Origin of the sequence: Niabella ginsenosidivorans (genome assembly GCF_001654455.1) — a bacterium.
Taxonomy (GTDB): domain Bacteria; phylum Bacteroidota; class Bacteroidia; order Chitinophagales; family Chitinophagaceae; genus Niabella; species Niabella ginsenosidivorans.
Genome location: NZ_CP015772.1, coordinates 3008160 through 3021304 on the forward strand (window position 1 = coordinate 3008160; position 13145 = coordinate 3021304).

The window sequence follows — 13145 nt, forward strand, 5'->3', positions numbered from 1 at the left end:
AAGTAGTAAGTAGGGTTATGGCAAGTGTTTATCAGATCAACAGGGGTGTAAATCAACCGGTAATGTTTAAGGGTTTGAAAGCTCAATATATATGGTACCTGGGCGGAGGGCTGGTGATCCTGCTGGTTTTCTTTGCCGTCCTGTATATCTGCGGTGTGAATATGTTTATCTGCCTGGGCATAATATTTACCAGCGGCGGCATACTGTTTAAAAAAGTATATGGCATGAGCCGTAAGTACGGTGAGCATGGGCTAATGAAGAAGTTAGGAAAACGCCAGGTACCGGAGCTGATCAAAAATAACAGCCGGGAGGTTTTTATAAAGTAATTGTGGGCAACCACCATTTGTGAATAATAGAAAAAGTGAGTGTATGGAAAAATGGTTGAGTGATCTGCTGCCCATCATGGATGTGGAGCATGATTGTATTTTATCAAAGCAGGGAGATATCTCCATCGTATTTAAGGTAGCGCTTCAGGAGGTATTTACACAGTCGGATGATAACTACGAAGCGTTACACCAGGGTTTTATTAAAGCTATCAAAGTGTTGCCGAAAGAAACGGTGTTTCATAAGCAGGATTATTTTGTACAGTCCAAATATGAGCCTGGTACAACAAATCATAGCTCCTTCCTTTCGCAAAGCAGCGACCAGTTTTTTGAGGGAAGGCCTTATCTGAAACATGACTGTTATATCACGCTGACCAAAAAGCCCGTGGACAGAAAAATATCCAGCTCGGTATTTTCCAGTTTGCTGCGCCCGACCATTGTGCCGGGGCAAACCATCAGCCGTAATGCCTTGCAGGAATTTGAGGATTGTGCCGGACAATTTGCAAGAATACTTTCTGATGCAGCCGTGCAGCTCGAACGGCTGAAAACAAAAGATATTATCAGCCATAAAAATAAAGTAGGACTGATTGAGCGGTATTGTACGTTATCTGAAAAGCCGGATCATTTGCTGGTAAAGGACCTGCAACTGAAAGATAAGCTTGTGATCGGCGATCAGCATTGCCAGCTCTATACGCTGGCAGATGTTACCGACCTGCCGTCGCTCTGCGGTTCGCGGATCAATTATGACAAATACTCTACCGACCGGACAAAATTTTCGATAGGCTTTGCTTCCACGCTCGGTTTACTGCTTCCCTGCAATCATGTGTACAACCAATACATATTTATTGGCGATGCCGGCAAGACTATGAAAAAGCTGGAAAGCAAACGGCTGCGCCTGCAATCGCTCGCGGCATATTCAAGGGAGAATGCTATCGCGCGGGACGCGGTAGGTGATTTCTTAAACGAATGCGTGAGCGAACAAAGGCTGCCTGTAAAAGCCCATTTCAACATTTTGGTATGGACAGACAAACCGGATGAGCTAAAGGATATTAAGAACTTGGTTACGTCAGGGTTGGCGCAAATGGAAGCAGCCGTAAAGCTGGAAACAGCAGGAGCCGCGCAGATATGGTGGGCGGGTATTCCCGGAAATGCAGCGGATTTCCCTGCCAATGATTGTTTTGACACGTTCGCTGAGCAGGCCTGTTGCTTTCTCAACCTGGAAACCAATTACCAGGACAGCGATAGCGAAATTGGCATACGGCTGGGTGACCGGCTAACCGGAAAGCCAGTACATACGGATATATCGGACGAGCCTATAAAAAAAGGCATCTGTACGAACAGGAATAAATTCATATTGGGGCCCTCCCCGTGCCGGGCCATTCTTAACTAGAGTGGCCCGGCATATTCTGGATCAGGAAAGAGCTTCTTTACGAACCACATGGTAAGAAGCTATTACGAACAGGGCACGCATATCGTGCTGGTAGATGTGGGACATTCTTACAAGGGCTTGTGTGATCTGGTGAATGGTTATTACTTCACCTATTCAGAAACAAACCCGATCAAATTTAATCCTTTCTATATCGGCGCCGGTGATACGCTTGATATTGAAAAGAAAGAGAGCATTAAAACGCTCCTATTAGCTCTTTGGAAAAAAGATGATGAATCCTTTACGCGCAGTGAGTACGTTGCTTTATCCAATGCCTTACAGGGATATTTTGACAAGCTGGAAAATGACAAAAGCATCTTTCCCTGCTTTGATACTTTTTACGAGTACGTCCAAACAGATTTTCTAAAAATCCTGGAGCAGGACAAGGTTAAGGAACGACATTTCGACATAGATAATTTTCTTTTTGTACTAAGACCTTTCTATCGTGGTGGGGAGTTTGATTTTTTGCTGAACGCCACAAAGAACCTTGATCTGTTGCAGCAGCGTTTTATTGTCTTTGAACTGGATAATATTAAGGATTCCATTTTGTTTCCGGTCGTCACGCTGATTATTATGGAAACCTTTATCAGCAAAATGCGGAAGCTGAAAGGCATCCGCAAAGTTATCCTGATAGAAGAAGCGTGGAAGGCCATAGCGCGGGAAGGAATGGCGGAATACATCAAGTATTTGTTTAAAACTGTCAGAAAATTTTACGGAGAAGCGATTGTCGTTACACAGGAAATAGAGGACATTATTTCCTCGCCGGTGGTGAAGCAGGCGATCATTAATAACAGCGACTGTAAGATTTTATTGGATCAGTCGAAATATCAGAACAAGTTCGACCAGATACAGGAGCTGTTAGGGTTAACGGAAAAAGAAAAGGCGCTGGTGCTAAGCGTCAATAAGGCGAATGATCCGACCAGGAAATACAAGGAAGTATTTATTAGCCTGGGTGGTGTTTTATCAAAAGTGTATCGCACGGAAGTATCGCTGGAAGAGTATCTGGCTTATACCACAGAAGAACGGGAAAAGGTAAAAGTACAACAGTATGCAACGGAATATGGAAGTATTGAAAAAGGAATCGAAATACTTGCGGCTCAATTAAGAGCGCAGGAGGCATGAAAAATAACACAAATCAATGATATATGAAATTAACAACATCCTACTTGTGTATTCTTGTCAGCTACATGATGAGCTGTAACAGGATCTCCAATGACAGCGTTATGGATTTTATTCCCGGTACTTATGAGCGCACTATTAATAATGAATATTCAAAAGGCCGGGACAGGCTGATCGTAAAGCAACAGCATGGCAATGTTTATACGATTGAAAAAAAATCAGCTATTGTCCGCATCCGGGACGGTAAGGAACTGCCGGTCAAATATGATACAGGGACCTGGACGGGTATTTATGACAGTAAAGACCAGGTGATCTATGAGCAGCGAAAAGGGAAGGTGATTTCTTTCAAGCCAAAAGAAAATAAGCTGCTGGTTGGGGCGTCAGTTTATCGGAAAGTAGAATAGTTTATAGTTGATGATTCATAGTTCATGGCAATCGTTGATAACTAAATGTAAACAATAAAAGAAATGTGATGAAAAAGATAGTAATGATATTTATGTTATCTATAGGTCTTTCCTTAATGCCTACACAAAAGAGCCATGCCGTTGTGTGGGTGGTGGTGAAGGCTGTATTGGTAAAAGTGATCAAGGCAATGGACCTTGCCGTACAACGCCTGCAAAATAAAACCATTTGGTTACAGAATGCGCAAAAGACGTTAGAGAATACTTTGTCAAAAGTGAAGCTCGATGAAATTTCCGATTGGGTAAAAAAGAACAAAGAGCAATACGCAAAGTATTATGATGAGCTGGCGCAGGTAAAAGAAGCAATCACCGGGTATAAGCGGGTAAAGGCCATCATGGAAAAACAGGTTCGGGTGGTAGAAGAATACAAAAGGGCCTTTGGGCTTTTTAAGCAGGACAAACATTTTACGCCGGATGAAATTAATTATATGACAAAAGTATATTCCGGTATTGTCGATGAAAGTTTAAAGAACCTGGATCAGCTCTTTTTAGTAGTGGGCACCCTCGGCACCAAAATGAGCGACGGCAAGCGCCTGGAAATTATTAACAAGGCTGCCGAAGGCATTGATGAGACCCTGGGCGATCTGCGCATGTTTAATTCGCAAAACGTCCGGTTAAGCCTGCAACGATCCAAAGACTTGCAGGAAGTGCAGACAGTAAAAGCTTTGTATGGCATTGAATAAAAGAGCGGGTATGAAACGAGTGTTTATGACAATAATTGTATGTATGGCGATTGTTCCGGTTACACGAGCGCAGGGCATCAAAGAATGGTTCAGCCAGAAAAAGACGCAAACCGAATACCTCACGCAACAGATTGCAGCATTACAGGTATATATCGGGTATTTGCAAAAGGGCTATAAAATTGCGAAAACCGGGTTAAATACCATTGGCGATATTAAGGGCGGGCATTTCAAATTAGACCAGGTATTCTTTGACGGGCTGAAGACGATCAATCCCAATGTAAAAAATTACAGCCGGGTAGCGGATATTATCACGCTGAACATACAAATTGTAAAACTTTCAGGAAAGGCAATGAAAGCAGCACAGGCAAGCGAGCGTTTTAATCCTAATGAACTGGGCTATACAGAAAAGGTTTTTACTCATGTAACGAATGGTTGTAATGAGCTGATAGATGAACTGACACAAATCCTGAGCCCGGGTAAACTGCAACTAAGCGATGATGAACGGATCAAACGGATTGATGGCGTATATGCAGCAATGAAAGATCGTTACAGTTTTATCAATAGTTTTTGTAAGGACCTCGGCAAGCTGCAAATACAGCGTAGTCGGGAATTAAGAGATGTAAATACGCTACAAAAAATATACGGACAATGAAAAAGTGGTGGATGGTTATAGTGGTGATGTTTTTATGTTTAGCTGGATCGGTTCGGGTATCTGCGCAGGAAACAGAACTGGCGCAACTGGCTTTGAACATTGAAAAGCTGGCGCAGTTTAAACAGATACTTTCTGATCTCAAAAAGGGTTATGAAATTTTGACGGGTGGGTATAATACGATTAAGAACATCTCGGAAGGTAATTTCAAATTGCACCAGGTGTTTTTGGACGGGTTGATGGAAGTCAGCCCGGCTGTAAGAAAATACAAACGGGTCGGTGATATTATAGATTATCAGTTGCGACTGGTAAAGGAATATAAGTCAGCTTTTAGCCGATTCAAGCAAAGTGGACAATTCCTTGATGGCGAGATCAATTATATCGGCAAGGTATATGGAAAGCTGGTGAATGAAAGCCTGGAGAACCTGGATGATCTGCTGGTGGTTATTACGGCTAACAAGCTGCGCATGTCGGATGAAGAACGATTATCTGCTATTGATGATATTTATAAAGATATGGCAGACAAATTATCGTTCCTGCGCCGGTTTAATAATCAAACCCAGGTACTGGCTTTACAGCGGGCTAAAGAAAACAAAGACGTAAAAGTTATGAAGGAGTTGTACGACGAACCCTGATTACTTTAGGATTTGATGCGGATAGTGTGCGTTGGATTAGTGAGAGATTAAATCTTGAATAAAAATGAGGAGAGCTTGGAAAGCTGCGACGCTTATCGCAGTAGTGGGCATGTTATTGCCAATAACAACGCAGGCGCAGACAATCAGCGGATGGGCCGATGAAATACAAAGCCTGCATAGCGTCCTGGATCAGTTGCATGCGGAAATGCTGCCGATGTGCAGCGAATTGATCGGCGTGGGACGCGGCCTTGCAGGGTTTGCGGCGCTCTGGTATATCGCTGCGAGGGTGTGGGGACATATATCCAGGGCTGAATCTATTGATTTCTACCCTTTATTCAAACCGTTCGTTATCGGCGCGGCAGTGGCTTTTTTCCCGTCCGTGATCGCCCTGATTGAGGGCGTAATGCAGCCGGTGGTTAATGGTACCAAAGGTATGGTAGACAAATCGGACGCTGCTATTGCTGTTTTGCTGAAGCAAAAAGAGGAGGCGGTAAAAAATTCTGATGTCTACCAGATGTATGTAGGCCCTACCGGGGAAGGCGACCGGGACAAATGGTACAAGTACACGCATCCTGATGAAAACCCCGACGATGAGGGCTGGATGGAAAGTGTCGGCAATGATATTCGCTTCGCTGCCGCCAAATTTGGTTACAATTTCCGCAATGGTATTAAAGAAGTAATCGCTGAAGTGCTGCAGCTACTCTTTGCTGCGGCGTCCCTTGCCATCAACACGATGCGCACTTTTAATCTAATTATACTGGCCATCCTGGGGCCGTTGGTTTTCGGATTGAGCGTCTTTGATGGCTTCGGTCATACGCTCAAACATTGGCTGGCCCGGTATATCAATGTATTCTTATGGTTACCTATTGCGAATCTTTTCGGGGCAGTGATCGGCAAGATCCAGGAACAGATGTTACAAATTGACATCAGCCAGGTAGCAGAAACCGGCGATACCTTTTTCAGCCGTACCGATCTGGGCTACATGATATTTCTCATTATCGGCATCATGGGTTATTTCTCTGTACCCAATATTGCCAACCAGGTGCTTTGGGTTGGTGGCGGCGATTCCCTTACCGGCAAGGCTACCGGTGCAGCTATGGCAGCAGGTGGTGTTGCGGGTGCAATGGCAGGCCGTGCACTTGCCGGAGCCGGTAATATCATGAAAACGCCCTACAATATACATCAGGGGTATTCCGGTAAAGACGGAGGCTCAGGTACGGCGGCGGACATTGGCAGCAAAATAGGTGGTGCAGGCGCTTATATGTATGATAAACTTAAAGGCGGTAAAAAGGATAAGGAAAAAGAGTAGTGTATGTTCAGAAAAATGAAAAATATAGATACGGCGTTCCAGTATATGCGGATGTTTACTATCCTAATTGTAACAGGTAGTTTACTGCTCTGCGGTTATGTAGTCTATCGTACGAGCGCTACGCTGATTGCAGGCCGGGGTAAAGTCTATGTATTGATAAACGGAAAACTGGTTGAGGCGATTGCACAGGACCGGAACCTGCCCGTAGAATTAAGGGATCATATCCGAACCTTTCATACATTGTTTTTCACTTTATCTCCGGATGAAAAAGCAATCCAGTCGCAGATCACTAAAGCCCTGTACCTGGCTGACGGTTCAGCTCGCCGCATCTATCAGAACATGAAAGAAGCCGGGTACTACAATAATATGATATCGGGTAATATTTCACAGACTATAGAAATAGACAGTATTGAGCTGGACATGGAAAAAGCTCCGTATAAGTTCCGTTGTGTGGGCCGCCAATATATTACCCGCCCAACTTCCGTACTGACGCGCAGTATTGTTACAGCAGGATATATCAGGCCGGGTTTGGTGCAAAGTGATAACAATAATCACGGTTTTTTGATTGAACGATGGGAAATTATCAGTAACCAGGATATTAAAACAGAAAGCCGTTAAAACGATGAGTTATGTTTAAGCTATTCAGGAGAAGAAGGGACAAACCCTCGGTGATGCATGGGGTATTTCAAAAGTTAGGACAGTCAGTGGAACGCAGCCAGCGCCGTGCAGCGAACTACCTGAACCAAAAGACAGCTACGCTCTCGCGCAGGCAAACGATTGCCGGGCTGGTGCTGTTTTGTGTATTGTTTGGTGGCAGCTCTGCTTTTACGATCTGGCATTCGCTACGCTCTTCAGCCGGTAGTATTCGCATTCAGAATATGAAGGTTCCGGCCCATACGATCATTATCCCAAACAATGATAATAATGATTTGGAGCTGACCGGTCGTGAATTGTATCGTATAAAATCTTTTCGCCGCTACCTGGACAGCTTACAACAAACTAAAGAAGGCAAGGCTGTTTATGACAGTATCGCCAGGTATAGGCCGGGTTTGCTGGATAGCCTGGCTTTTATTGAACAAGCATATCAATTACAATTAAAAACAAATGAAGATGAAAGAGAAAAGTGAGGAAAGTACGCAGCATTCTGCTAAAGTGTTACGGCAACGAAAGTTTTTATTAATAGCGCCCGTACTCATTGTACCATTTTTGATCCTGCTGTTATGGACAACAGGGCTGGTGGGCAATGCAAAGCAGGCATCGCCGGTGGCAGCCTTACAGGGCCTCAATTTAAACCTGCCTTCAGCAGCTCCTGCCAAAGACAGCAACTGGGATAAGATGCGGTACTATGAGCAGGCTGATAAAGATTCCGCAAAATTAAAATCGCAACTGCGCAACGATCCTTTGTTCTGGTCTTTAGATGATGAAGATACCGAAGCATCCGGCATGAAAGGTGTATCAGAAGCAGATTTAGCCGAAATGCAGTATGGCCATGATCCTGTAACTACTCCTTATAAACCGGATCGCAATGAGCAAAAGGTATATCAAAAGTTATCCAGGCTGCAGCGCGAACTAAACACGGAACCGGGGAGAGCAGCCCCGGAACCGGCACAATCTTCCAACTCTGTAAATCCTGATATCGAACGGCTGGAAAATATGATGCAGCAAATGCAGGGTAATAAGGAGCCGGATGCGGAACTAACACAATTAAATGGAATGTTAGAGAAAATTATGGACATCCAAAACCCCGAACGGGTGCAGGAAAAACTTCGCCAACAATCGGAGCAGAATAAAAAGCAAGCATTTGCTTTGGAAGCGCCACCTGAAAATGTGATCTCCCGGCTGGAACCCCGTCAAGATTTTTCAGCAATGGTCAACCGGTACAAGGGCGATACTTTGCCGGACGCTTTCCAGTCTTACATGAACAGCAACCGGTTTTATTCTTTGGAGGAAGCAGGTGCGCAAACGCAGTCCCGTCCTGCGATACCCGCGGTAATACCCGAAACACAAACCATTGTAAGTGGCGCAACAGTGAAAATGCGGCTACTGGAAAACGTTTATATCGCTGGCGTCAAAGTACCCAAAAATCATTTTGTATATGGACAGGCCTCTTTGAATGGTGAGCGTTTACAAATCGCCATTTCTTCTATTGAGTATGATAACAGGATACTGCCGGTAGCGCTTACGGTCTATGATAAAAAGGATGGGCTTTCAGGGATCAATATTCCCGGAGCCATTACCCGTGATGTTGCAAAAAAATCTGCTGCCCAATCCATGCAGGGTTTGGGAACGATTGGTACGCTCGATCCTTCCTTTGGTGCGCAGATGGCAACCGCTGGTTTAAACATGGCGCAGAACCTGGTAGGCAGAAGCGCCAGGCTGGTACGGGTTACACTAGCAGCCGGTTATCCTGTATTGCTCAAAGACGATAATCAGAAAGATAAATAATTTTTAACCTTTTAAATTTTCCAAGTGATGAACAGATTATGTGTGTCCCGGTTAATGGGGATCTTTTTTCTCTTTGCAGTTAAAACCGTAATAGCGCAGGATACAGAGCTACCTGCAACAACGATTGCACCTTATGACATTTCCGTCAGTTATCATCAGACTACCAACCTGATTTTCCCTTACGCGGTTAAAAGTGTTGATATTGGCAGTAATACAGTGCTTGCCCAGAAAGCAAAAAATGTTGAAAACATCCTGCAACTAAAAGCAGGTACCGAACAGTTTACACCTACCAACATTTCTGTGGTAACGGACGATGATACATTCTACTCTTTTGTCCTTCATTATACCGACAACCCATCCAACCTGAACATCAGTTTTGCAAATGGCGGACCGGTGCAGTTGGCCGGTAACCTGCCTAATGCGCGGCTGCTGGAACAGGAAGCCTGGCAGGTAGCAGCGAAGCGCTCATTTATGCATTTGAAACAAAATGAACAGGCGCTCAACCTGAAATTAAACGGCATGTTCTATTCTGAAAAGAACCTGTGGCTGAAGCTGGGAATAACCAATCAATCCGAGGTGGATTTTCAACCGGCGTATCTGCGTTTCTTCCTGCGGGATAAAAAGCAGGTGAAACGTACTGCCCTTAATGAAACAGAAATACTTCCACTATTTAAGCCTTCACTGTACACGGTTAAAGGAAATGCATCATCCGTATGGCCTGTTGCTTTTAAACCTTTCACAGTGCCAAAACATCAGCGGTTAATCGTGCAGGCAAGTGACGAAAGCGGAGGCCGTATGATCGTGCTGCCTATTAAAAGCAGGTTTTTTCTCAAAGCACACCGGCTGCCTTAATTAAGGAAAACAGCAATGCTGTTGTTTTCAGCACAACCGGTAAACCATCTTTTTACAATTAATAAATCAAGAAAAATGAAAATATTCTTTCAATCTATTATAATCGCGTGCACAGCACTTATCATTTTTTCGACGGGCTGCAAAAAAAGCGAAAACGCAAAGTCAGCCCCAACAGTATCAGAGACCGAACCGGCTAACCTGCAGAATCCCTATGACAGCTTTGGGTATTGGCATAATGTTATCCTGGATTCTATCGAACAGCAGCGAAAGACTGGCAACTGCGCCGGGTTCAGCGCATCCTGTAATTATATCCGCAAGTTCTATCGCATGAAGAACTGGCCGGAGCTTGCTCAGGACCATTTTAATAAAATCCCGCAGGAAGTGATGGACGCTGCCACGGATGTTAACGGCTTTATTGACCGGTACAGATGGAGCGATTCTGTAAAAACAAGATTAGCCCATCTTGTTAAAATAATAGAAGACGTTTCAATGGATAGCTGCACTTACCCGGAATTTAAAAATACTGTCAGGTGCTTTGAAGAAAATGTACTGCAAAGCGGGCTGCCGGATGCGGATCAGGAAGTTATTTTAAAAGCTACTTCCATTGCCAGATATTCCGGGTACCGCTGGATACAAGACCCTGAACTAAAGGGAGAATATGACCCTAATGCGCTGTTCCGGCAATTTCAAACGGCTGGTCTTGCATCGGTTACAGCCAAAGAAGTCCGTCCATTAAGTCTTTTTACAAGGGTCGGAAAATGGATTGCCACTACGATGATTGATATCACCTGTGCTATCGGAGAACTTAGTGTTGCTACCGGATCAGAAGCGAGCGATTTTTTCCGGGAGCTTATGAAATTGTAGTAATAGTCATTATGGCCTTGTAGCAGTATCTATTTGGAAAGGGAAATTTGAAAATTTCATACCATGAAGATAGCAGGAGTTGATGCGGAATACTTTACCCAGGTATTTGACCGGGCATTGAAAGATGGCGACCGATATGTCTGTCTTAGCACGGGAGATGATAAGCAGCCTTTTCCCGCAGAAACCATTCGCTTTTTTAAAGATAAATCAGAAGCGCTGTATTACAGTTACTGTAAACGATCAGAAGAAAATGTGTATTTGGAAACACTTCCTATTTTATCTGTGCAGGAACAGCTATGCAGAAAAATAGAATTGCAGCAGTTAACCAGATCACCCGGACTGGAGCTAAAGGATATTATCATAGATACCGCCCATATTCATTACCTGGAAAGAGCACGCCGGGAAATATTCACTGAGGATCTTGTAAAACGGCTTCGTGACCAAAATATTAAAGTAGATCAAAAACAATTACAGGATTATATCAGCGCCGATTTTACAAAATTTCAGATTAAAGGTATGCGATGGGAACGGGATGCGGAAACGCCTTATATGATACAAATAAAGCAGAACGAAAGCAGGGCCTTTTTAATAAGCTCAATCAGGATTCATCAAACAATGGATCAGCAAAGAAAGCAGGAGTATATGAAAAATGCTGTATTGACAGGAAAGTTAACGGAGAAAGACGCAATAGAGCTTAAAAATGTATTAAAGGCTGAAAGGGATAAAGGAAATTTTTATGCTGTAATTCCTGCCGGTAAAGATCAATTAAAAAAAGAAGACTTTTCTTTCGTTCGGTCGGTCTTCGACGCTTGGGAACATATCGGGCGGCAAAGCTCCTCCATTGAAGGGAAGGTAATAATACGGTCTATCAGCCTGCTCAAAGATGAAGTGGAGCAGCAATTGGATAGCAAAAAGGAAAAGGAACAATCATTGGAACAGCAGCCGGAACAAAAACCCCCACGTGGAAATGATCTGTCAAGGGAAAAATGAATCTAAGATATGTCAGACGGAGGTGCATATAGTAATGATGCGTTAGAAATCAGGGATAAGTTACGCATCGAGATCGAAAACGGGAATCGTTTTGTGTCTTTCCCAATGGGTAAGCAGGGTTTGACAAAGGAAGATTTTGCAGTTTTCAAAACCGCTGTTGAAGCACATGAACATGCGTATAAATGTACGACAAATCGTGAAAGTTATGCGGTACGCTCCATTAATACCGTTGAAAAGGGAATGGACAGGCTGCTCCACGACAAAGAAAGGCTTTGGCTGGTCAATATGCAAAAAGAAATAAAACAATTACTTGATATCGTCGAGCATATGCAGCAAAAAAAGGTTGCTGAAAGTGGACAGGAAATAAAATCAAACGACCAACAGCTATCAAGATAAAATTAATTATCATGGATAAAGAAGTCAGAATGGTAAATGAACAGGATTTAAAAGAGGCATTTGTAAGTTTTCTTTCCCGCAAAATGGCTAAAGCGGATTGGTATTTTAAATATTCAGATAGCTCTTGGGAGTGGAATTTGGGTATTAATGAGGTTGAGGGAATAAAGCAAGAGCTTAAAGCATTATCGAGATTGAATGGTGGAGTTGAAGAAGCAATAAAGCTGTGGGAGCAGCATGTCCCTAAATATTCAGTTGCTAAACCTCCTTATTTCTACGATCCCAATATATTAAATCTTGAAGTGGGGGGATGTTTTATGAAAGACGACATACCTAAACTCCGGGAAGTTCTCGAAACAATGCAACGCGATGGGAGTAGGTTCGTTGTATTTGAAGGTAATCCTTTATTATCACCGGAAGAAAGGTTCATTGGATTTAAAGGGGTTCTGGATGCAGAAAATTTCGCTCGGCAAAACACTACGCCTGAATCAGGTCATATCGTCTATTCAGTTGAGGGTGTGCAGAAATATCTGCAAAAAATTACAGAACCTGATTTTTGGAAAGAGCATACTTTAAAGGAAGTGATGGATAAATTTCAAGACACAGGTAAATCACCTCGCGGTTCGGAATTATCCAGGTAATGCAATATTCGTTAACTATAAAAGCAGTGAGTATGTATTTGAAGCAGTTGATTGGCTTTTTTATCAGGGCAAGCCGGGATCACCGGATAGGGCCGCATCATGTGGCGTTATATGTGGCTATATTCCAGGAGTGGTGCATACAGAATGGAAAAAGCCCTGTATCTGTAACACAGGCCCGTTTGCGGGAGGTGGCAAAGATCGGGCGAACCACTTATCATAAATGTATGAAGGAACTGGAGGGGTATGGATATATAAAATACCTGCGATCATACAGCCCGATACTGGGGAGCCTGGTGTATTTGGTGGAACTGGACCGGTAATTAAATTACCGGAGATTTTGTGAGTAAGATAAAGC

The 13145-nt window shown here is 43.5% G+C and carries 15 protein-coding genes and 1 pseudogene; all 16 read left to right on the forward strand.

Annotation, left to right across the window (positions count from 1 at the left end; translation table 11 throughout):
* Positions 1–17: 17 nt before the first annotated feature.
* The 16 genes and pseudogenes from A8C56_RS12505 (at position 18) to A8C56_RS12580 (ending at position 13110) form a co-directional block, all read left to right on the forward strand.
* Positions 18–326 (forward strand): DUF4133 domain-containing protein, encoded by a 309-nt coding sequence (locus A8C56_RS12505; protein WP_067756498.1) that lies wholly within the window; start codon positions 18–20, stop codon positions 324–326.
* Positions 327–402: 76 nt separating this feature from the next.
* A pseudogene (locus A8C56_RS12510) lies at positions 403–2871 on the forward strand (TraG family conjugative transposon ATPase).
* 23 nt (positions 2872–2894) lie between these two features.
* Positions 2895–3272, forward strand: a complete 378-nt coding sequence (locus tag A8C56_RS12515; protein WP_157097965.1) for a hypothetical protein — start codon at positions 2895–2897, stop codon at positions 3270–3272.
* A 68-nt stretch (positions 3273–3340) separates the two neighbouring features.
* Positions 3341–4012: a conjugal transfer protein TraI gene (locus A8C56_RS12520; RefSeq protein ID WP_067756506.1), complete on the forward strand. Its 672-nt coding sequence runs from the start codon at positions 3341–3343 to the stop codon at positions 4010–4012.
* 10 nt (positions 4013–4022) lie between these two features.
* On the forward strand, positions 4023–4664 hold the full coding sequence (locus A8C56_RS12525) for a hypothetical protein (RefSeq protein ID WP_157097966.1): 642 nt from the start codon (positions 4023–4025) through the stop codon (positions 4662–4664).
* Entirely contained in the window at positions 4661–5296 is a 636-nt protein-coding gene (locus A8C56_RS12530; RefSeq protein ID WP_067756511.1) for a hypothetical protein, read from the forward strand. Before A8C56_RS12525 ends, A8C56_RS12530 begins: the two co-directional genes overlap by 4 nt.
* A 64-nt stretch (positions 5297–5360) precedes the next feature.
* On the forward strand, positions 5361–6605 hold the full coding sequence (gene traJ, locus A8C56_RS12535) for a conjugative transposon protein TraJ (protein WP_067756513.1): 1245 nt from the start codon (positions 5361–5363) through the stop codon (positions 6603–6605).
* Between the two features lie 15 nt (positions 6606–6620).
* Positions 6621–7223 carry a conjugative transposon protein TraK gene (gene traK, locus A8C56_RS12540; protein WP_245645447.1) on the forward strand — a complete coding sequence of 201 codons (603 nt, stop codon included), beginning with the start codon at positions 6621–6623 and terminating at the stop codon, positions 7221–7223.
* 11 nt (positions 7224–7234) lie between these two features.
* A complete protein-coding gene (locus A8C56_RS12545; RefSeq protein ID WP_157097967.1) occupies positions 7235–7732 on the forward strand; it encodes a hypothetical protein in 498 nt (165 codons plus the stop codon).
* Entirely contained in the window at positions 7716–9050 is a 1335-nt protein-coding gene (traM, locus tag A8C56_RS12550; RefSeq protein ID WP_067756520.1) for a conjugative transposon protein TraM, read from the forward strand. Before A8C56_RS12545 ends, traM begins: the two co-directional genes overlap by 17 nt.
* A gap of 27 nt (positions 9051–9077) precedes the next feature.
* A complete protein-coding gene (traN, locus tag A8C56_RS12555) occupies positions 9078–9902 on the forward strand; it encodes a conjugative transposon protein TraN (protein ID WP_084490186.1) in 825 nt (274 codons plus the stop codon).
* Positions 9903–9977: 75 nt separating this feature from the next.
* A complete protein-coding gene (locus A8C56_RS12560) occupies positions 9978–10766 on the forward strand; it encodes a hypothetical protein (protein WP_157097968.1) in 789 nt (262 codons plus the stop codon).
* Between the two features lie 63 nt (positions 10767–10829).
* Complete coding sequence (locus A8C56_RS12565; RefSeq protein WP_067756530.1) at positions 10830–11756, forward strand: hypothetical protein; 927 nt, start codon at positions 10830–10832, stop codon at positions 11754–11756.
* 9 nt (positions 11757–11765) lie between these two features.
* On the forward strand, positions 11766–12152 hold the full coding sequence (locus tag A8C56_RS12570; protein WP_067756532.1) for a hypothetical protein: 387 nt from the start codon (positions 11766–11768) through the stop codon (positions 12150–12152).
* Positions 12153–12163: 11 nt separating this feature from the next.
* Entirely contained in the window at positions 12164–12790 is a 627-nt protein-coding gene (locus A8C56_RS12575; protein WP_067756535.1) for a hypothetical protein, read from the forward strand.
* Between the two features lie 32 nt (positions 12791–12822).
* On the forward strand, positions 12823–13110 hold the full coding sequence (locus A8C56_RS12580; RefSeq protein WP_067761965.1) for a hypothetical protein: 288 nt from the start codon (positions 12823–12825) through the stop codon (positions 13108–13110).
* Positions 13111–13145: the final 35 nt, after the last annotated feature.